Source organism: Mariniflexile ostreae (assembly GCF_042427585.1).
Taxonomy (GTDB): domain Bacteria; phylum Bacteroidota; class Bacteroidia; order Flavobacteriales; family Flavobacteriaceae; genus Pseudalgibacter; species Pseudalgibacter ostreae.
In genome coordinates this window covers 29,055-49,758 of sequence record NZ_JBHMFC010000103.1, presented here as the reverse complement: position 1 = coordinate 49,758, position 20,704 = coordinate 29,055, and the positions used below count along the sequence as shown (strand labels likewise).

Sequence of the window (20,704 nt, the reverse complement as noted above, 5' to 3'; positions counted from 1 at the left end):
TATGTTAAACGACACTCAATCTCTAATTCTTTGTGGATGTATTATAGCCTGCATATTTATTACAGGTATTTTGGGTGTTTTAGATAATTTTATAGTTCTAACCGTACTTAGTATTATGCTCATTACTTTTGTGTTAAATATATATATGGTAACCAAATCTAGTGAAAACGATAAGGTGGATACGGAGGAGTAATATTAATTTGCTTTCATAAAAAAAAATAGAAAAAGGTCTTTCAAAATTAATGAAAGACCTTTTTTAGTGAACAGATATTTAGCTATTTCTTTTTGCCCAAATGCTTCCCTCCGGGAATGTTCATTTTATCGGTGAGCTTTGATATTTCATTTAAATTTATGTCACCCGTTAACGAGACGATTACAGTTTCTATTTTTCTTTGTTTACCGTCAACTTCAACAGATTCTTTTAAAATCTTGTCCATACCATTTACAAAAATGAGCAGCTCCTTTACATGGTCGCTATCTTTACCTTCTTTTACATAAAATTTTACTTCCGAGCCTTCATCTTTTACTTCCATTAACTCTTCTAAAGTGTTTGATGAGGATTTAACCCACTTTGCAATATCTTCAGAAATACTTTTATTATCGGTAACGATGGTCTTAAAACTGGTAATGCTTTTTACCATGTCCATATATGCCATGGCTTCGGCATCTTCAGTATCTATACCTATTTTAGCAATCATTTGAAACATTTTTGGCTTGATGGACACGTAGGTAACATTGGTATCGTCGCTATACTTGTCAAAAATATTCTGTGCCATACCCGTTACTGGAAGTAAAATAAGGGCCATTATAATTAATATAGATTTTTTCTTCATTGGTTTTATATTTAATATTATTTTCATTTTGCTTTTAGTTATAAGGTTTAAAAATGATGCGTACGGTGTTTTCAATTTCATTAAGATACCCAAGAGTAGCTGTGCCTCTATTTACTTCTTCAAGGTATCCTACAGTGGCTGCCCCTTTATTAAAGTGTTCGGAAATCATTTCTAGGGATTTGGAGACTTCTATTAAAGCTATTTCTGGATCGTTAAAAGTTCCTAAATCATTGTTGTTTACTGTCTTTGTATAGTAAATCCCCATTAATATAAGGAGGGCTGCTGCTACGGGAATCCATTTGTAAAAACGACTTTTTCTTGTGCTAAATCGTGGGGCTTTAGTAAATTGCTCTTGTTTGTTTTCTCTAAAATAAGTAAACATAATACGGTATGCCTCTAGATGGGGCGCAATATTTTCTTGAGAAAAGTAAATTTTTAATTGCTGTTCTTCATTCAAGTTTGTTTTTCCATTTTCGTATTTTTCTACTAATACTTCTATATTATTTAATTCCATAATTGTGGATGTTAATCAGTTTTTCACGAATGGTTTTTCTTGCTCTCGATAGGGCAACACGCACTGCTGTATTAGTCATTTCCAGTATTTCGGCTATTTCGTTATAACTATAAGCTTCTATATCTCTAAGTTGAATAATCGTTTTTTGCTGTTCTGGTAATGTTTCTATTATTTTTTCTACCCAATTTATACTGTCATTTAACTCTACTTGCTTTCCCAATGGAGTGCTTTTGTCTTCATAATTACTATGGATAATTTTTAGGTTATGTGTTTGTTTCGATTTTAATTTATCAAAACAAAAATTTCTTGTCATCGTCATAGAGAATGCTTCTAAATTTTTATAGGTTTCAATTTTGGTTTTATTGTTCCATAATTTCAACAGAATCTCCTGGGTGGCATCTTCAGCTTCTTCTTTAGAAACCAGTAATCGCTTTGCTAAGCGAAACACCTTATCTTTAAAAGGAGCTACCTTATTTAAAAACTCTATTGGAGTCATTTTTGGTTGCATTTAAAAAAGCGTATAACGGCTATTTGTTATTAAGACGACTGCTTTTCTGTTTTGTTACATTAAAAACCCACTTAAATTCCTGAATTTTACTTTTTGGACTTATTTATCAAAAGTATAGCTCCCCCATAGTGGTTGTTTTATTCTGATTTGAGAGCGTAACAAATGTTTTATTTATTTTTTTATTACAAAAAATTGTAAGTAAATTTAAGGTTTTATAGATTACTTATAATAAAACGTCCCTTGAAAAATTTTAAAGCTCCATTTGTAATTTTATGTCTCACTTTTTTTATAACCAGTTGTTATAAAGATAACGATGATCATCCGTCGACTAACAGCTCAATAAACGATTTTGTTTGGAAAGGCATGAATTCGTGGTACAATTGGCAATTGGAAGTTCCAGAACTTTCAGATACTAAAGATGATGATACAGATGCTTATGAAGCGTACTTAAATCAATTTGATTCTCCTAAAGCGCTATTTAATAGTTTAAGGTTTCAATATGCCGAAACCGATCGTTTTTCTTGGTTTGTAGAAGATTATATCGCTTTGCAACAGCAGTTTCAAGGGATTTCAAAATCTTTTGGTTTAAAATTTCAAGCCATTCAAACCCATGCAAATGGTGACGTTGTTTTGTTTGTCAAATACGTTGCGAACCATTCCCCAGGTAGTAAGGCCAGTATTAAAAGAGGGGATCTTATAAATGCTATAAATGGTAGTGTTTTAAATATAAATAACTTGAATGATCTTGCAACTCATTTATCAAACGAAAGTGTAACCTTATCTTTTGTTTCTGAAAACAATGGTGTGTTTAGTCCTCTGGCTGATAAAACCATCGCATCTGTGGTGCTTTCTGAAAACCCCGTACATGTAACGAAAGTGTTTCCTAATATAAATGGAAAAAAAGTGGGGTATTTGGTATATAACAGTTTTAGAACAGCGTATCACGATGAGCTTAACGCGGCTTTTTCGGTTTTTAAAAATGAAAATATAAATATTTTGGTGCTTGATCTAAGGTTAAATGGAGGCGGGTCGGTCTTAACATCTGCTTATTTATCAAGCATGATTTATGCCGATGCAGGAACAGATCCTTTTGCAATTTTAAAATTTAACGATAAACATACTAACGAAAATCATGCGTATCATTTTTCGAACCAATTACAGGTTTTTGATACCAATGATGTCAAAATAGGAGTAGAGGAGATTAACAGGTTGAATATGCTAGAAGGCCTATATATTTTAACTTCTGATGACACGGCATCGGCTAGTGAGATGGTTATTAATGGATTAAAACCCTATATGCCTTCTGTAAAATTAGTAGGTACTACAACTTATGGTAAAAATGTGGGATCTATAACATTATATGATACACCAGCGACAGATTTCCAAGGCCGACAATTGGCAAATCCAACCCATACAAAAGCGATGCAGCCTATCGTTTTTCAGATTTTTAATAAAAACGGTGAAAGTGATTATACTCAAGGATTTAACCCAGATATTGAGGTGGAAGAAGCACAGTATTGGAATAGTATTAAAGCGTTTGGAGATGAAAACGAAGTGGTTTTAAAAGCGGCACTTGATGATATTAGGGGCGTTACAACGAAATCTAATGTTTCAAAATTAAAACCTCACAAAACGCTTCAAGTAGAAGCGCTTTCAACAAGATTTGAAAAAGAAATGTATATTGAAAATACGACTTTTAATAACTAACAATCATTAATTTGAGTTAAAAAAAACAAAACCCACTTCAATTGGAGTACGGAAAAAGATTCTGCATTGGCACTGTACCAAAAAGCAATTTATGGTGTTGCTTTTCAGGTTAATAGTCGGGATAATAATTTATTACTTTGTTTTATCCAAAATATAAAAGCGAATGCCTATTAAGATATAGGGTTGGATAATTCTCATCTGCTCTTTTTTCATCGTCTTATGTGCATTTCCATTGTAGTTTGTCTGCTCGTATAAACTCAATATCGTACATATAAAATCTATAGTTGTACTCTACGTTTCACTTTCTAAATAGATATTGTCATGAGCTTCTGTGACTTTTTTATGAGCTAACTTTTTATTTAAAATTTCATTTTACAGGATCCAATCATTGATAAAATAATCATCAGTAAATTAAATATTTCATTTTATTTCTAGTTTTGAATTATGATTACAGTGCTCTTTTCTGTTGTTAATTTTTTTCATTTCTAATAATTGAATGTAGCGTTTCGCTTTCAAAATTTAGAAACTTCCTTATCCTATCGCTAAGAGTCATTTGGAGTGCTGGGTTACTCAAAATCCGATATAAAATGTGGAGCCTTATACGTGGAAAAACTGCAAAAAAACGATAGATGCTTTGTTTTTAGATAAATAATTTATTCCAAGCCTCTTCTTAATAGCCATAATTTTACATAGCGCATAAATATAACATAACCTTGAATATACCCTATGGTTAGGCCAACCACTCCGTCTCTAAAACCACTTTGCACTACGTAATGCTTAAAGAATCCCCAAAAGGGTTTGAGTATAAAATGATAAGGCGTTAGTTGTCCTGTTTTTTTGTCATAATCCTTAGCTTGCCATGTGGCGTAACGGTTCATTTTTTCGATATACTTATCAAAAGTAATATAAGTGTTATGATATAGTTTGTTCGTTAACTTTCCAATGGCGCCATTGGCAATAATTTCAGCATGCACATGTTTGTCTTGATATTTACAAGAATCCCGTTTAAACAAACGAATTACCGAATCGTTTCGCCAACCACTATAATGCACAGGTTCTCCCATAAAGTGGTTCAATCTTTTAATCCAATAGGCCACTACACCTTCTTTGGGGTTTTTAAGAAGCTCTATTATTTCATTTTTAAGTTCTGGGGTTACGCGCTCATCAGCATCTACCAATAAAATCCATTCATGAGATGCTTGAGGGATGGCCCAGTTTTTTTGAGACGCAGAATATTCGTAATCACGCCTAATCACTTTTGCGCCAAGTTCTAGGGCCTTTTCATAAGTGCCATCTGTACTTAAACTATCCACGACTAGTATTTCATCAGCAAAATTAACAGAAGCTATAACAGCTTCAATATTGTGAATTTCATTTCCCGTGGGTATAATTGCGGTAATTTTTTTCATTCGGTTTATAATATGGTGGTAATGGTTAAATGGAATTGGCTTAAAAACCTTAAGCTTTATTATTTATGACTTATGGTTTGCTGCAAAAAGACTTTTAATTTTTCATCAAATAAGTCTGGATAAAAATCACGATAAATTTCTAACGCATCTTTTTTCATGTCTTTTTCTGTTTTATTATTATAAATTTCAGGACTATAGTCTTTTAGATGTACAGAAACATGTGTTCTATTATCTTCAAAAAGGCCCCAAGTATCCTTGTCAATCCAAGGCGAAAAAATAGAAAATGTTTTAATATTTAGGGCTTTGGCCATATTAATTGCACCACCTTCATTTCCAATTAAGGCATCACAATGCTTTGTAATAGCGAGAAATTCACGAAGATTTTTACCAAAGACATTGAATAAGATTTGCGTTTGTGTTTTTGGCTCGCATAAAATATAGATTGCTTTGGCTTGCTCTTCTTGATTTGGTATGTAATTAAATAAAATTTGACCTTGTGTTTGCTTTGCAATACGATCTATAACTTTCGCCATATAAGGAAAAGGATAGGTTTTGTTTGCTCCGCTTCCTAAAACACTAATCATAAAAATTGGTTTCGTAAAGTCTATTTGTTTGTTAATTAAAAAATGCTTGCTTTTAGAAATTTCTTCGGGAGTTAAATATATTTTTGGAACAGCTGTGTTTACCTCAATATCTAGAGGTTTTAATAATTGTAAGCGGTTTATAATCGCTAAGCTAGACATGTTGTCGGCTTTGTTAATTCTTCTTATATTATGGGTGTATATAAGTACAGTATAAGGTTTGTAATAAGAAATTTTAGTTTTTGCACCAGAAAAAAGGGTGATCACATTACTGGATAGTTTCGAATATACATCAATAACAACATTATATTTTGTTTGTCTTATCTTTCTTGAGAATTTTAGAAGTGCAGGTTTGCTGCTTTCTTCTTCTTTAGTAAATAAAATAAAATTATCAATATTTGGATTGTTTTGGACTACGGGTAAGGTGTGTTCATTAATTAGATAATCTAAAAGTGCATTTGGGTATTTGGCTCGTAAAAATTTAAATAAAATGCTGCTTGTAAGCACATCGCCAATCATTTTTTGTTGAATTACTAAAATTTTCATAGTGGTAAATTTTAAGATTCTTTTTTATTTGGTATATGCTATAAGATTAAATCATTATCAATCATACGTTCATTAAAAGACTGTATATAGGCTTTTATAAAAGTTTCTAAAGCTTTGGTTTTATCAGGAAGTTCTTTTAAAAGGTTCTTTTTTAATAAGGGATCTTGTTTTATATTATATAGTGCTAAAGACTCCGTTCCAGAAAAGGCCAAATAATAATCTCCCATAATAACATGATAGATGTTATCTAAAAAATACACAACAAAATCTTCTTCTGAAGTGTAAGACTTGCCGTAGCTTATAATTTTTGCCTGAATTCCTAAATAGTCTATTACAGAGGGCATAATATCTAATTGCTGTAAGTTTTTTTGGCTTTCCCCTTTTAAAGTCGTATTTGAAGGATCAAAAAATAAAATAGGAACTCGAAATTTACCAACAGGAGTTCTAAACACATCCGATGATGGGTTAACAGAGGTATGGTCTGCTGTAATTACAAAAAGAGTATTCTTGTACCAAGCTTCTTGTTGAGCAGATTTAAAAAATTGTTTTAAAGCATAATCTGAATAGGCAATAGATTCTTGTATTTCCGTTGTTCCTTTGGGAAATTTACCGATGTATCGTTCAGGTATGGTATAGGGGTTGTGTGATGAAATTGTGAAAAGGGTAGTAAAAAAAGGCTGTTGAAATGTACTTAGTTTTGAGTTGAAAAACTGTAAAAACTCTTCATCAAAAACGCCCCATTTACCGTCGAAGGACTCCGGGCCTTCATATTCATTTTTTCCAAAATAGTCATCGAAACCGGCAACCTTACAATATTGGTCAAAATTCTGGCTTCCGTTAAAAGCACCATGAAAAAAGGAAGTGTAATACCCATTGTCTTTTAATATTTTAGGTAGACCATAAACGTTGTTTAAAGAATAACTAGAGGTAATAATAGATTGATTTAATAAGCCAGGAATACTGGAAAGGGTAGACGGTACTGCATCTATTGATAATCTGCCATTTGCAAAACCGTTTTTAAAATAATAGGATTGGGTGATTAAAGAATCTAAAAAAGGAGTTTGACCTATATTTAAGTTCTCTCTACCAAAACTTTCTAAAATAAGAATAACAATATTTTTGTTATTACGGGGATGTTTTGGAGCTATTTCTAAAACAGGGCTATAGACACTGTCTAATTCTGTTTTTGTATAAAATGCCATTTTTTTTAACGATTCATTTTTTCCTATGGTTTTTAAAATACAAAAAGGGGTGTTTAATACTAGGGAGGAATGGTTTATAGCACCATAATTAGCAGCATCTACAATACGTAAAGGTTTTTTTTGAAAACCACCTCTGCCAAAAACAGCTAAACTGCTTAAAACCAATAAGCATAAGCCTACCTGTTTTAATGCTATTTTTAAAGGCGTCTTTTTAAGACTTATGGGGTGTTTTAAATCGGGGAGTAGTTTCCAAAATACAACAGCTAAAATAATGGCGATAAGAGGCAAGTACCAAAACTCGGCTAAAAAAGAAAAGACCAATCCGCCAATTTCATTTTCCATACCTTTTGCGGTAATCATACTATATGAGCTCCGTCTACCTGTAAAGTCGTAATATTTGAAGTCTACAAAATTAGTAAGGATAAACAGGAAGTTAACCGAAAAGAAAGTCACTTTTAATAGATTTTGATATGCAGAAGCATATTTGAAATTTCCAGGGATTAAATGTAATAGGGCAAAAACAATATTGGTATAAGCAATAACAGAGAAATCAAACCTTAACCCTCCTAAAAATACATTAAAACTAAGGTCGTTAAAAGTTTTAAGATTGAAGTATAAAAACAATAAACGACATACTTGATATGTTAAAACAACTAAAACAATACGTTTAAAAAAGAGTTCAAAACTCTTGATATAATTTGACATACAATAAAAATTATAACACCTGGAAAGTGTGTAAGTTCAAAGTTTGGGAAATAAGAGATACCTCATTTAATTTTGCATTCAAATATAAACAAAAACAGGTTTAGAAGAATGCCTAGTTTCTAATAGATATTAGGTCTTATTTTAATCGTTTTAAGAGCTTCTATTCTTGAAGGACTTTGAGTTATAATATGTAGAAATTTAAAAAATGGTTTAATAAAAAAAATCTCAGATTAAAGTTAATCTGAGATTTCAAGTTTTTATTGCATTTACTGTTGCTGTAAATTAAACAGCGACATCGTTTTCACGTAGTGCGTCATTTAATGATGTTTTTTTATTGGTGCTTTCTTTACGTTTTCCAATAATCAAAGCACAAGGAACTTGATACTCGCCAGCAGGAAATTTTTTGGTGTAACTTCCTGGGATTACCACAGAGCGTGCAGGTACACGTCCTTTCATTTCAACAGGCGTATCTCCTGTAACATCTATTATTTTTGTACTCATGGTAAGTACCACATTAGCGCCTAAAACAGCTTCAGTCTCTACGTGCACACCTTCTACAACGATACAGCGTGAGCCTATAAATACATTATCCTCAATAATTACAGGAGCCGCTTGTAAAGGTTCTAAAACCCCTCCAATGCCAACACCGCCAGACAAATGGACGTTTTTACCAATTTGTGCACAACTACCAACGGTTGCCCAAGTATCGACCATGGTTCCTTCATCTACATAAGCACCGATATTTACATAACTTGGCATTAAAATAGTGCCAGGAGACAAGTAAGAGCCTTGTCTTGCTGAAGCGCCTGGAACAACTCGAACGCCTTGTTCTTTATAATTGGTTTTTAAAGGCATTTTATCATGGTATTCAAAAATACCAGCCTCTAAAGTTTCCATTTTTTGTATGGGGAAGTATAAAACCACTGCTTTTTTTACCCATTCGTTAACTTGCCATCCGTTTGCAACTGGTTCGGCAACGCGAACTTTACCTTTATCAAGTAATTCAATAACTTCTCTAATGGCTGAAGTTGTTGCCGTATCTTTTAATAAATCTCGGTTATCCCAAGCTTTCTCTATGATGTTCTGTAATTCTGTCATTGGTGTTTTTTGTTTGAAGCAAATATAGCATTCTATGTCCTATTTTTAAAAGTAAAGCCGTTAATAAATCTCTAATACTGATTTCAAAAAAAAGAATTTTCCTTTTAAAAATATAAAATATACGATGAAATGTATTTCTCATGTTTTTAATCATTAAAAACAGGTAGTTAATCTGTTTGTCGATAAAAAAATGTCATTTCACTAGTTATCGAGTTTCCTAGGGCTTATAGCTAATATATTGTGTTTAAGGTGTCCTGCGGCTTTATATTTGGTTTTATCAAGGTACACAAAGGGCGATGGCAAAATATTATATCTTATTGGTTTTATTGATTTCTTTTTCTCTCGCAAGTGCAGAAAACCAGAAGATAACAGTTGAAGTTCCGTCACGCATTAAAACGGTTCGTGCTATAGGTGCTAACGTTGCTACAGAAATACATAGCACCTGGATTAAAGAAACGGTTTGTGAAGATGTGCCGATTGATTCCATAAAGAAGAAGAGTATTGTAAAAAGCACTAGTGACATTAGACTTTATCTAAACCGTTTAAGAAATGTAGATCACATTAGTTTAATGTTCCCACAAAAAAACAAAATAAAGCTAGTTTGAAAATTTAGGTTCGAATATTATTTAATTTTTAAGATTAATTGTCCATTTAAAAAGACCGTCTTATTTATTGTAAGACGGTCTTTTTTGTTAAATACAAGGGGCATAAGGCTTTGAAATAGCTGTTATTGAGTTTTCTAAGAAGCTCTAAAACTTTAGTTTTTAAGCGCTATACTGCTATAAAGAGATAGTTCTTTTGTTAGTCTATTGAAGAGTTGCTGCTTGTTTATTTTTAAATGGCCATTCTTTTCAGTAAACTCATAATAGGTTAAAGTTGCCCGTTTCAATTCAGAGTGAATATCATTTTGGACAATGCTTTTTGAACTCATAAGATGCAGGGTAAAATAAATACTTTGCTTCAGCATTTTTTCAGCTTCTATAAGGTTACCGAGCTCTTCATAAGTATTGGCAATATTATTACAGGATATAATGTACAGTTGTATAAAAGGAATTTCTAATTTTTGACATTTAAGCCGATTGTTATTTAAGACTTCAGAGCGGTATAAAGCATCTCGGTATCCTAATAGCGCTTCTTCGTACCGTCCTTTATTAAATAAAATATTCGAGGCTTCCGTTTTAGCTTTCCAGTAATTTTCTATACGTTTTAAACAGGTGTCGCTCATAGCTGTTTTTTTAAATTTTCATTTGCAAAATCCCAGTTAACGATGTCCCAGAATGCTTCAACGAATTTCGGACGAGCATTTTTGTAGTCTATATAATACGCATGTTCCCAAACATCCAAGGTTAGAATTGGTTTTTTGTTTTCTGTTAATGGCGTATGGGCATCTTTCATAGGGATTATTTCTAATGTTTCATTTTCATTTTGTGCTAACCATGCCCAACCTGCTCCAAATAATTGCGTTGCTGTATTTGAAAAGATTTCCTGAAAGCTTTCAAAATCACCAAAATCTCTGTTAATAAGGCTTTTTATATGCCCCGAAGGCTCTTGGCCACCATTTGGAGACAGGCAGTTCCAGAAAAAACTATGGTTCCAGTGCTGTGCTGCATTATTAAATAATCCAGAGTTTTTTTCTTGCTTAGCATGTTTAATTATATCTTTTACGCTAAATGCTTCTAAAGACGTGTCTTTAACCATTTTGTTTAGGTTATTAACATAGGCCGCATGATGTTTGCCATAATGATAATTAAAAGTTTCTTCCGAAATAATAGGATTTAATGCGTGTAATGGATAAGGCAACTCCGGTAAATCCAATGTAATGTCAATCATTTTCATTTTAGTGTTTTAGTGAATTATGGTATTTACTTATAGACATAAATTAAATGGTGATGCCTTAAAGTGTTTTCCGTAATAATATTACATGGCAAATATATTAAATTAGATTCAGCTAATAAAACATTTAGAGTAATCTAAATTTGTTTTTTGTCTTTTTAAAAGTATGGGGTGCCATGGCTTTAAAATACTAATGAAGTAAAAATATGGTTGCTTTATTTGAGTCCCCAAAAAAAAACCGACTCAACATTTTAAAAGTAATTCGATAAAGTAGTAATGGCCTACCAAATAGTATGGTAATTGGATTCTTTACTTTTAAGTTTTGAGGTTGTAAAGGATCTATTCTTTGTAGATTTACAAGATGCTTTTTACAAGACATAGGTAGAAATAAAAAAACCACTTTGTAATTAAAGTGGTTTTAGAAGACGTTAAAATAAAATATTATAAAAGTTTTTTTAGACCTTAAAATTTAAGTCCAAAACTGAAAATCCAAAAGGAATAAATGAGTTATTTTTTAAGTTTTTGCTTATTGATTTCATCTTGGAGCTGGCGACGTACTTTTTGCTCACGTTCCAAAGCTGTTTTTCGGTGTTCGTCAAACTCTTCTTCTACTTCAGCAAGGTTGTCCTGTGCCAACCTTGTAATGGCATTGCTGTTTTTAAATTTATAGATAAAAAAGAGTAATAAGACAAGTAGTGCTAAAATAATAGACCACATGAGCACATTATAATTGGTCTTGCTCATTTGTAAACCAAACAAGGCCATATTGTTTTTTTCTTCATGTGTGTTTTCTAATTCATTTTTAGTGTTAGATAAATTCGTCTTAAGGTCAGATATTTCTTTATCTTGACTTTTAACAACAATTTGAGTGTCTACTAAATCTTTTTTAACTGCTTTTAAACTATCTAAGGTGTGGGCTTTTAAATCTGTTAACCAATTACTTCTTATCACCTTGTAAGTTTGTCCCCTTTCATCTCTCCAGCCGTTAGACTTTTGTATTACAAAGTCAAACTGATTATCTATAGTGCCGCTGTTTAAAGATAGCTTGTCTTCATCTGTATCAGCTTGTGAGAATGATGTGAAAGAGCAAGTAAAAAGTGCTACTGTTAAAAGTAGTAATGGAATAGATTTCATTTATGAGTAGTTTAATATAGATTGCTAAATTTTCGCAAGTTATAAAATATTGTTTATATAGTGCTTGTTTTAAAAGAAACTAGCATTTGTTTTAATAAAAAGCCTCACAAAAGTGAGGCTAAATTATATACGGTTCGAAAAATATTTTAGATGTTTTTAAATAAACATCTTTAGATTATTTTTTTTATCTAAAATTATAACGTTCTTTTTCGCCGTTAGCATTTATAATTTCAATTCTTAAAGGTTGATTAGGCGAGCTGTTCTTTAATATGTTTTGAGCATCATCCACCGAGTTTACCTTCGTATCATTTATAGCGGTAATGATTGTTCCAGGCTTAATTCCGTTTTTTTCCCAATACTCTGCATATTTAGTGTTTAGTTCTATAATTTTCACACCATGACCAGCTTTAAATTTTTTTAAATCTTCTTTACTGGCATTTTTGACTTGACCCACTAAAGGAATTACGGTAGTTTCATTTCTAACCAATGTAACTGGAACAGTATTTAATTTTCCGTCTCGTGAGTAAGTTATCTTTACAATATCATCAGGGCGTTTTGTACTTAGATAACCACTTAAATCTGAGAATTTTGAAATCTTAACTTGGTCAATTTCTTTTATAATATCTCCCTTTTTTAAACCAGCTTTCTTAGCTCCAGAATCTTCCACAACACCTTCTATATAAAATCCTTGAGTGTCATTTACACCAACCATTTCTGCGGTTTTACTATTTAAAGGACCACCGTTAACCCCTAAAATGCCATTTTGTACATTACCATACTCCATAATGTCCTCAATCACTTTTCGAGCAATATTACTTGGTACCGCAAATGAATAGCCTATATAAGAACCCGTTTGAGAGGATATAGCTGTGTTAATGCCAATAAGCTCTCCATTGGTGTTTACCAAAGCACCTCCAGAGTTTCCTGGGTTTACGGCGGCATCAGTTTGTATGAAAGATTGTGAGTTTGTGCCACTTAAATCGCGTGATTTAGCACTAATAATACCCGCTGTAACTGTAGAGGTTAAATTAAACGGATTACCAACAGCAAGAACCCATTCGCCAATTTTCACTTGATCGGAGTCTCCAAATGTAGCAAACGGCAAATCGTTGTCGGCTTCAATTTTTAATAAGGCAATATCCGTTTTCGCATCCGACCCAATAATTTTAGCATCATAGGTTTTATTGTTGTTTAAAGTTACGGTAAGCTCTTGGGAGTTGTTAATAACATGGTTATTGGTTATAATATAGCCATCGGGTGTAACGATAACGCCAGAACCAGTCCCTACTTGCGGTTGCTGTGATCGTCTTCCGTAGAAGAGGTCTTCAATGGTCATTTGTCGGGATCGGATGGACGTGTTTTTAACATGAACCACAGAATGGATACTATTTTCTGCGGCGGTAGTTAAATCGGGGGAGTCAAAAGGTTTGTATAATGCCGCGTTCGACGTATGGTTTATGGGAAGAAAAGATGCTCCAGAACTTTCTTTACTGGATTGCGCTGTAGAAACATTTTCTTCTATAAAAAACTTATAAGCACTTAAGGCCATGATGCCACCTAGTGCAGAAACCAATAGTAAGGATACAATTTTTTTCATTAGATATATGTTTTAATTTTATTTAAATTATGTTTGAAATAAGACAATAACGAATAAATTTAAAGGTTTATTGAATCGCTATTTATGTTTTAACGGTTTTTAACTTGAACTTTAACGTGCGATTAACAACCAAAAAATCGGTTAATATTTATATATTTGTCGCTTATTATGCAACATACTTTTTATAAATACCAAGGAACAGGAAACGATTTTGTGATGATTGATAATCGTCAACAACTATTCGACAAAAACAATACCAAACACATCGCTTTATTATGCGACAGACGTTTTGGCATAGGAGCAGACGGACTCATTTTATTGGAAAATCATACGGTTTTAGACTTTAAAATGGTGTATTATAATGCCGATGGTAACGAAAGTTCCATGTGTGGCAATGGTGGGCGCTGTCTGGTTGCTTTTGCAAAACAACTGGGCATTATAGAGCGCAAATGCTCTTTTGAAGCTATTGATGGTCTGCACCATGCAACTATTGAAAATGGTGTTGTAAACCTCCAGATGCAAGACGTGGCCAAGGTTGATAGATTTGCAAACCATGTTTTTTTAGATACAGGATCCCCCCATCATGTGCAGTTTGAAAGCAAGATAGAGGATTTTGATATTAAAACAGAAGGCGCTAGGATTCGCTATGGTGCGCCCTATAACCATACAGGTAGCAATGTTAACTTTGTGAAGAAATTATCTGAAACAAATTTTAGAGTTCGTACCTATGAGCGTGGAGTGGAAGATGAAACTTTGTCATGTGGCACAGGTGTAACTGCAGTGGCTTTGGCCATGCATTATATTGGAGAAACAGAAGAAAACCTTATAAAATTAGAAGTTCAGGGCGGCCAGCTGCAAGTGCGGTTTGAGGTGCAGAATGGGGGCTATAAAAACGTTTGGTTAATAGGACCTGCAAAATTTGTTTTTAAAGGCGAATGGATCGGATAAGTTTAAAAGGAAATGGTGTTTACTTACGGGCATTAGAACCAGAAGATCTGGATTTTGTCCATGCTGTTGAAAATGATGAGTCTATTTGGGAAATAAGCTGTACTCTTGCGCCCTATTCTAGGTTTTTAATTAAACAATATTTAGAAAACGCCCATCAAGATATTTATGAGGCCAAACAATTGCGATTGGTAATCTCCACTTATAATAATGAAGCCATTGGCTTAATCGATCTTTTCGATTTCGACTTTAAGAACAAAAGAGCAGGAGTAGGCATTGTAGTAAAAAATGAAAAAAACAGGCAATTAGGTTATGGAAGTGAAGCTCTTAAGATACTGATTGACTATTGTTTTATGCATTTAGGGCTACATCAGTTGTATTGTAATATTTCTGAAGAAAACGACGTGAGCCTCAAGTTGTTTCGGAATCATGGGTTCGAAAAAATCGGATTAAAAAAAGATTGGAGTTATTCCAACGGAGTTTATAAAAATGAATATGTGTTTCAACTCATCAATAAATAGATGTATATAAAAAAAATACTTATAGTTATAGCCCTCGTTGGCTTGGTCATTTCTGCTTTTTTTGCATATTATATCTATGCCGCTATGTTTAAGCCTAACACCGCTTTTAATAATGAAACGGCCTACATTTACATTCCTACTAATAGTCGATATAATGAGGTTCGTAGCCAATTGGAACCCCTATTAATAGATATAGAGACATTTGATGCATTGGCAGAACGTAAAAAATATATTACGAATATAAAAGCGGGGAAATACGCAATAAAAAAGGGAATGAATAACAATGCTATTATCAACTCGATAAGAAGCCGTAATATTCCCATTACTTTATCTTTCAACAACCAAGATAGTATTGAAAAACTTGCGGGTCGCATTGCCAGCCAAATAGAGGAAGACAGCTTATCTTTATTACATGCGATGAAAGATGAGGCTTTCTTGAAGGCCAATGGCTTTACACCTGCTACAGCTCTAGGCATGTATTTGCCAAATAGTTATGAGTTTTTCTGGAATACCTCTGCGGAACAATACAGAAGCAGGATGTTTAAAGAATATAATAGATTTTGGAATGATGTTAGAAAAAACAAAGCAGAAACTATTGGCTTATCTCGCGATAAAGTTATAGCGTTGGCGTCCATAGTCTATGAAGAGTCCAAACAATCTGAAGAGCAACCGCGTATTGCGGGGGTTTATATGAATCGATTGCGAATAGGTATGCCATTGCAAGCAGATCCTACATTAAAATTTGCAGCTTACCAATTGCCACAATATAAAAATACCGTTATAAAAAGAGTTTTGAATATTCATAAAGATATTGATTCACCTTATAATACATATAAAAATCTTGGCATACCACCAGGTCTAATCGCTATGCCAGATATTTCTGCTATTGATGCTGTTTTAAATTACGAAAAACACCAATACCTGTATTTTGCTGCAGATGCAAATCGCTTGGGCTATCATAAATTTGCCAAAACCTTATCCCAACATAATGTAAACGCGAGAGAATACCATAGGTATTTGTCTTCTCAGGGTATAAACAGATGAAACGCTCGTCTTTTATATATGCATTATTTTTCCTCTTACTGCCTCTTTTGTCTTTGTCCCAAATTGAAGCGCCCGTTTTGTTGAAGTCTAGTGAGGTTTTAAATAAAACGCGCAGGGATTTTGTGGTAATTACAGAGGCGGCTCTTGCAAGTATATCGTTAATAGCTTTAGATCAGTTGTGGTATCAAGAGTATGCCCGTTCTAAATTTCATACTATAAATGATAATCAGGAATGGTTTCAAATGGATAAAATGGGGCATGCCTTTACGGCTTATCAGTTAGGGCGGTTTGGTGCAGAAACTTTAAATTGGAGCGGTGTTAGTAAAAAAAATCAGTTACTTTATGGTGGTACTTTAGGTTTTGGATTTTTAACAGCAGTAGAGGTTTTAGATGGTTTCTCGAAAGAATGGGGATTTTCTTGGGGTGATATTGCAGCAAATGCTGCGGGAACTGGATTGTATATTGGCCAAGAGCTCTTATGGAATGAGCAACGTGTGGCATTAAAATTTTCTTTTCATCAAACAAAATATGCTTCACAACGGCCAGATAAGTTAGGCAATGGTTTACTAGAAGAGGTGTTAAAGGATTATAACGGACAAACGTATTGGTTAAGTATTAATTTACATGCTTTTTTTAAAGATAGCCAAATTCCAAAATGGTTTAATATTGCCTTAGGATATGGGGCTGAAGGTATGTTAACGGGGGTCTCTGGTTTAGACGATTCTTTTATGTCAAACCAAGACCGGATGGCTCAATATTATTTGAGTTTTGATGTGAATTTAAAAAAAATAAAAACAAATTCGGCGTTTTTAAAGTCGGTTTTCAGTATTTTCAATTCGATAAAGATTCCATTCCCTGCCTTAGAATTTAATAAGGAAAGGTGTGTATTTCATCTATTCTACAATTAAAGTGAACACATAAACGATTAATTTTGAATTAATTGAAAAAAAGCGTAATTTTGCACGCTCAAATTTCAAGGCTTATTTTATATTAAGATTTGCCCAAAAAATTTATAAATTATGAGAAAAAGTATTGCAAGTTATTTTACAATATCACTTACAATATGTATTCTATTGTTTGTTTCGCTTTCTAATGATAAAGCGTTCGATATCAGTAAATACTCAACCAAGGGATTAGTATTGAATTATACAGTTAACCAAGGGGATAGTGCTACGTTTGGCAATTTATCGTCAGAGAAAGAGAGTAAATTGTTTTCACCACATTTGGGAAAATCGTTTGTAGGCTTTAAAGAAGCATTGGCTTTTAAAGAGTCTGGAGGTAATTATTTTACTGTAAATAGTTATGGATATTTAGGTAAATACCAATTTGGTAAAGAAACCTTGAAGCTAATTGGTATTTACAATACTGAAAAGTTTTTAAATGATCCAGCACTTCAAGAAAGAGCATTTATTGCCAATGCACAACGTAATAAGTGGATTTTAAGACGTGATATTAGGAACTTTGTAGGTAAACGAATTAATGGTATTTTAATTACCGAATCTGGAATTCTAGCTGCGGCACATTTATCAGGTCCAGGCAGTGTAAAAAGTTATTTGAGAAGTTATGGCGTAGATAATTTTGAGGATGGTTATGGTACCACTATAGAGTATTACATGAAACGGTTTTCAGGTTACGACACGTCATTCTTAAAACCGGATAAGAAGGCCAAAGCAAATTCAGTTTAAAAAGCCTATACTAATATTTATATTTGTGTATGATAAATATTGTAGGTCTCTTATGGAGATCTACACTATTTTTTTTCCACGCATGTGCAGTTTTTGTTTTTATAAATTCTGTTGAAAGTGTAATGTCGCAAGCTACACAAATCTGGGTATCGTCATCTAAAATAGCACACAAGCTTTCGAGCATTTTATTGTTGCGATAAGGGGTTTCTATAAATATTTGAGATTGGTTTTGGTCAAAAGAGATGCGCTCTAATCGCTTTAGCTCGTCTTTTCGTTCGGTCTTGTCTATGGGTAAATACCCATTAAAGGCAAAGTTTTGTCCGTTCATCCCCGAACTCATCATGGCCATTAAAATGGAAGATGGTCCTACCAATGGAACCACTTTTATATTTTTCTGATGGGCGATTTTTACAATTTCGGCGCCAGGATCGGCAACACCAGGACATCCTGCTTCAGAGATTAAGCCCACATGGGAGCCTTTTAAACATGGCTCTAGAAACCCTGGAAGTAAGCTGCTGTCTGTAAACTTATTCAATGGAAATAACTCTAAAGTAGATTGCTGTTTACTAGGATTTATTTTTTTTATAAACCGTCTCGCTGTTTTTTCATTTTCAACAATAAAGGTATTGGTTTGTTCAATTATTTTTTTTACAGATATGGGCAGTACCTCTAAAGGTTCGTTGTCGCCTAAAGTCGTAGGGATTAGGTATAGTGTTCCAATAGGGTGGCTCATCAATGGTTTATGATTTTTTAAATGGTTTTAATCGGGTTAACATGTGTTATTTCTGTAATATAAAAAAAGAGGTGTGGCCCTGTCAAGAAATTTGAGCTTGAAGTTTTTTTGCAATTACCTCAGAAGCCTCATCGAGCATATTATAAACCGACTCAAAACCTTCATCCCCGCCATAATAGGGGTCGGGAACATCGTGGTTTTGATTGGGATATACTTCATTTAAAATGAATTTTACTTTCGCTTTGTCCTTTTCATTTCTTGCCAATTCCAGTACATTATCAAAGTTAGACTGGTCCATGACATAAATATAATCAAAACGATCAAAATCAGATACTGAAAATTGACGTCCTTTTAAGTTTGAAATATTTAAACCGTATTTTTTAGCCACTGCAATAGAACGTTTGTCAGGAGGATTCCCAATATGATAGTTTGCGGTTCCAGCAGAATCTACTGTAAACGCTTGTTTAGGAAGTTTGGATTTTAAAATGCCTTCGGCCAATGGGGAACGACATATATTGCCCAAGCATACCATCAGAATATTGATCATTTTATAAATTTTTAAATCGAAAGTTTTTTAGTAATATCATCAACATACTTTTTAAATTGCTTATCTGTTGATGATAGATTGTCCACAGTTTTACAGGCATGTAATACAGTGGCATGGTCTCGTTGCCCTATTTGCGAACCAATGCTAGCTAAAGATGCTTTAGTTAGTTTTTTAGCAAAAAACATAGCTAATTGTCTAGCTTGTACAATATGGCGTTTCCGTGTTTTAGATTGCAAAGTACTGATGTCCATTTGAAAATAATCGGATACCGTTTTTTGTATGTAATCTATAGAAACCTCACGTTTGGTGTTCTTAACAAATTTTTCAACAATTTGTTTTGCCAAATCTATGGTGATTTCTTTTTTGTTGAAAGAAGACTGTGCAATTAATGAAATAATAGCACCTTCCAATTCTCGAACATTACTTTTAATATTTTTGGCCACATACTCTATAATATCATCAGGCATTTCAACACCATCGCGATAGAGTTTGTTCTTTAATATAGATACACGAGTTTCAAAATCTGGATTTTGAAGTTCAGCAGAAAGCCCCCACTTAAACCTGGATAACAGGCGCTGTTCTATATCCTGCATATCCACTGGTGCTTTGTCGCTGGTTAAAATAACCTGTTTTCCATTTTGGTGTAAATGATTGAATATATGGAAGAAAACATCTTGCGTTCCTGTTTTTCCAGAAAGAAATTGTACATCATCAATAATCAATACATCTATAATTTGATAAAAATGTATAAAATCATTTCGGTTGTTTTTCTTTACAGCATCAATATACTGCTGTGTAAATTTCTCAGCAGAAATATACAAAACCGTTTTCTCAGGATATTTGTCTTTAATGTCTACCCCGATAGCATGTGCTAGATGGGTTTTGCCCAAACCAACTCCTCCAAAAATAAGAAGCGGATTAAAAGAAGTCCCTCCAGGTTTTGAAGCTACAGCTAAACCGGCACTACGTGCCAAGCGGTTAGAATCGCCTTCTAGAAAATTCTCAAAACTGTAATTTGGATTTAATTGAGATTCTATTTGTAAATTCCTGATGCCTGGGATTACAAAAGGATTTCTCAATTCAGGGTTTTTATTGCCAAAAGGCACATCCACTTCTTGAGATTTCACGGCACTTCTATTCGAACTTGGAATCCTTTCTGTAAAAGGTTGTTTGTTACCATACGTATTTTCCATCTTGATGATGTAAACAAGTTTGGCTGTTTCTCCTAACTCTTTTGTTAAAGATACTTTTAGTATTTTAACATAATGTTCTTCAAGCCATTCATAAAAGAATTTACTGGGAACCTGAATGCTTAATGCATTGTCAGCAAGTTTAACTGCTTTAATTGGTTCGAACCAAGTTTTATATGCTTGCGGTTGGATATTATCCTTTATAAATTCAAGACAGTTATGCCATACCGATTGCGCAGTTACACTCATTGTTAAATTGACGGTTTGTTAGATTATTATTAGTGGAAAATCGAAATATTCTTTCCCTTTTTAAGCATGGCAAATATGTGAACAAAAAACGTAAAAAAAAAATCATTTACTATTGATTATCTA

22 protein-coding genes are annotated in these 20,704 nt (G+C 33.3%); 8 read left to right on the top strand and 14 right to left on the bottom strand.

Annotated features, from left to right (window positions below; genetic code table 11):
* The first annotated feature begins 1 nt into the window (after position 1).
* Positions 2 to 193, top strand: coding sequence for a hypothetical protein (locus ACFFU9_RS14345; protein WP_379862171.1), 192 nt, complete (start codon positions 2 to 4; stop codon positions 191 to 193).
* A gap of 82 nt (positions 194 to 275) precedes the next feature.
* Here ACFFU9_RS14345 and ACFFU9_RS14340 read toward each other — a convergent pair whose 3' ends face one another.
* From ACFFU9_RS14340 to ACFFU9_RS14330, 3 genes are read right to left on the bottom strand one after another with little or no spacing between them, the layout of a single operon-like run.
* Entirely contained in the window at positions 276 to 833 is a 558-nt protein-coding gene (locus ACFFU9_RS14340) for a GFO_1090 family protein (protein ID WP_379862170.1), read from the bottom strand.
* Positions 834 to 867: 34 nt separating this feature from the next.
* On the bottom strand, positions 868 to 1,347 hold the full coding sequence (locus ACFFU9_RS14335) for a PG0215 family putative anti-sigma factor (protein ID WP_379862169.1): 480 nt from the start codon (positions 1,345 to 1,347) through the stop codon (positions 868 to 870).
* Positions 1,334 to 1,843: a GFO_1088 family ECF-type sigma factor gene (locus tag ACFFU9_RS14330; protein WP_379862168.1), complete on the bottom strand. Its 510-nt coding sequence runs from the start codon at positions 1,841 to 1,843 to the stop codon at positions 1,334 to 1,336. The genes ACFFU9_RS14335 and ACFFU9_RS14330 overlap by 14 nt, the downstream gene beginning before the upstream one ends.
* A gap of 252 nt (positions 1,844 to 2,095) precedes the next feature.
* Between ACFFU9_RS14330 and ACFFU9_RS14325 the strand changes: the two genes are divergently transcribed.
* Positions 2,096 to 3,562 carry a GFO_1087 family putative carboxy terminal peptidase gene (locus tag ACFFU9_RS14325; RefSeq protein ID WP_379862167.1) on the top strand — a complete coding sequence of 489 codons (1,467 nt, stop codon included), beginning with the start codon at positions 2,096 to 2,098 and terminating at the stop codon, positions 3,560 to 3,562.
* Between the two features lie 653 nt (positions 3,563 to 4,215).
* On the opposite strand, the gene ACFFU9_RS14320 is transcribed toward ACFFU9_RS14325, so the two are convergent.
* From ACFFU9_RS14320 to ACFFU9_RS14305, 4 genes are all read right to left on the bottom strand, one after another.
* Positions 4,216 to 4,971 (bottom strand): glycosyltransferase family 2 protein, encoded by a 756-nt coding sequence (locus tag ACFFU9_RS14320; RefSeq protein ID WP_379862166.1) that lies wholly within the window; start codon positions 4,969 to 4,971, stop codon positions 4,216 to 4,218.
* A gap of 59 nt (positions 4,972 to 5,030) precedes the next feature.
* On the bottom strand, positions 5,031 to 6,098 hold the full coding sequence (locus ACFFU9_RS14315; RefSeq protein WP_379862165.1) for a glycosyltransferase family 9 protein: 1,068 nt from the start codon (positions 6,096 to 6,098) through the stop codon (positions 5,031 to 5,033).
* 38 nt (positions 6,099 to 6,136) lie between these two features.
* Positions 6,137 to 8,005 (bottom strand): LTA synthase family protein, encoded by a 1,869-nt coding sequence (locus ACFFU9_RS14310; RefSeq protein ID WP_379862164.1) that lies wholly within the window; start codon positions 8,003 to 8,005, stop codon positions 6,137 to 6,139.
* Positions 8,006 to 8,287: 282 nt separating this feature from the next.
* A complete protein-coding gene (locus ACFFU9_RS14305; RefSeq protein ID WP_379862163.1) occupies positions 8,288 to 9,103 on the bottom strand; it encodes a 2,3,4,5-tetrahydropyridine-2,6-dicarboxylate N-succinyltransferase in 816 nt (271 codons plus the stop codon).
* A 296-nt stretch (positions 9,104 to 9,399) separates the two neighbouring features.
* On the opposite strand from ACFFU9_RS14305, the gene ACFFU9_RS14300 reads away from it, so the two are divergent.
* Positions 9,400 to 9,708, top strand: coding sequence for a hypothetical protein (locus ACFFU9_RS14300; protein ID WP_379862162.1), 309 nt, complete (start codon positions 9,400 to 9,402; stop codon positions 9,706 to 9,708).
* A 152-nt stretch (positions 9,709 to 9,860) separates the two neighbouring features.
* Here the strand turns inward: ACFFU9_RS14300 and ACFFU9_RS14295 are convergent, their stop codons facing one another.
* The 4 genes from ACFFU9_RS14295 to ACFFU9_RS14280 all read right to left on the bottom strand — a co-directional run bounded on the left by ACFFU9_RS14295 (position 9,861) and on the right by ACFFU9_RS14280 (position 13,667).
* Positions 9,861 to 10,328, bottom strand: coding sequence for a DUF2753 family protein (locus ACFFU9_RS14295; protein WP_379862161.1), 468 nt, complete (start codon positions 10,326 to 10,328; stop codon positions 9,861 to 9,863).
* Positions 10,325 to 10,930: a superoxide dismutase gene (locus ACFFU9_RS14290; RefSeq protein ID WP_446685837.1), complete on the bottom strand. Its 606-nt coding sequence runs from the start codon at positions 10,928 to 10,930 to the stop codon at positions 10,325 to 10,327. The genes ACFFU9_RS14295 and ACFFU9_RS14290 overlap by 4 nt, the downstream gene beginning before the upstream one ends.
* 513 nt (positions 10,931 to 11,443) lie before the next feature.
* Positions 11,444 to 12,070 (bottom strand): tRNA (guanine-N1)-methyltransferase, encoded by a 627-nt coding sequence (locus ACFFU9_RS14285; protein ID WP_379862160.1) that lies wholly within the window; start codon positions 12,068 to 12,070, stop codon positions 11,444 to 11,446.
* A gap of 184 nt (positions 12,071 to 12,254) precedes the next feature.
* Entirely contained in the window at positions 12,255 to 13,667 is a 1,413-nt protein-coding gene (locus ACFFU9_RS14280; RefSeq protein ID WP_379862159.1) for a trypsin-like peptidase domain-containing protein, read from the bottom strand.
* A gap of 168 nt (positions 13,668 to 13,835) precedes the next feature.
* Between ACFFU9_RS14280 and dapF the strand changes: the two genes are divergently transcribed.
* The 5 genes from dapF (at position 13,836) to ACFFU9_RS14255 (ending at position 17,862) form a co-directional block, all read left to right on the top strand.
* Positions 13,836 to 14,615: a diaminopimelate epimerase gene (dapF, locus tag ACFFU9_RS14275; RefSeq protein ID WP_379862158.1), complete on the top strand. Its 780-nt coding sequence runs from the start codon at positions 13,836 to 13,838 to the stop codon at positions 14,613 to 14,615.
* Complete coding sequence (locus ACFFU9_RS14270; protein WP_379862157.1) at positions 14,603 to 15,133, top strand: GNAT family N-acetyltransferase; 531 nt, start codon at positions 14,603 to 14,605, stop codon at positions 15,131 to 15,133. Before dapF ends, ACFFU9_RS14270 begins: the two co-directional genes overlap by 13 nt.
* Positions 15,134 to 16,177 (top strand): endolytic transglycosylase MltG, encoded by a 1,044-nt coding sequence (mltG, locus tag ACFFU9_RS14265; RefSeq protein WP_379862156.1) that lies wholly within the window; start codon positions 15,134 to 15,136, stop codon positions 16,175 to 16,177.
* Positions 16,174 to 17,085 carry a DUF2279 domain-containing protein gene (locus tag ACFFU9_RS14260; protein WP_379862155.1) on the top strand — a complete coding sequence of 304 codons (912 nt, stop codon included), beginning with the start codon at positions 16,174 to 16,176 and terminating at the stop codon, positions 17,083 to 17,085. The genes mltG and ACFFU9_RS14260 overlap by 4 nt, the downstream gene beginning before the upstream one ends.
* A 111-nt stretch (positions 17,086 to 17,196) precedes the next feature.
* Complete coding sequence (locus ACFFU9_RS14255; protein ID WP_379862154.1) at positions 17,197 to 17,862, top strand: peptidoglycan-binding protein LysM; 666 nt, start codon at positions 17,197 to 17,199, stop codon at positions 17,860 to 17,862.
* A 10-nt stretch (positions 17,863 to 17,872) separates the two neighbouring features.
* Here the strand turns inward: ACFFU9_RS14255 and ACFFU9_RS14250 are convergent, their stop codons facing one another.
* The 3 genes from ACFFU9_RS14250 to dnaA all read right to left on the bottom strand — a co-directional run bounded on the left by ACFFU9_RS14250 (position 17,873) and on the right by dnaA (position 20,581).
* On the bottom strand, positions 17,873 to 18,595 hold the full coding sequence (locus ACFFU9_RS14250) for an SAM-dependent methyltransferase (RefSeq protein WP_379862153.1): 723 nt from the start codon (positions 18,593 to 18,595) through the stop codon (positions 17,873 to 17,875).
* Between the two features lie 82 nt (positions 18,596 to 18,677).
* Positions 18,678 to 19,142, bottom strand: coding sequence for a low molecular weight protein-tyrosine-phosphatase (locus tag ACFFU9_RS14245; RefSeq protein ID WP_379862152.1), 465 nt, complete (start codon positions 19,140 to 19,142; stop codon positions 18,678 to 18,680).
* An 11-nt stretch (positions 19,143 to 19,153) separates the two neighbouring features.
* Positions 19,154 to 20,581, bottom strand: a complete 1,428-nt coding sequence (dnaA, locus tag ACFFU9_RS14240; protein ID WP_379862151.1) for a chromosomal replication initiator protein DnaA — start codon at positions 20,579 to 20,581, stop codon at positions 19,154 to 19,156.
* Between the last annotated feature and the right edge of the window lie 123 nt (positions 20,582 to 20,704).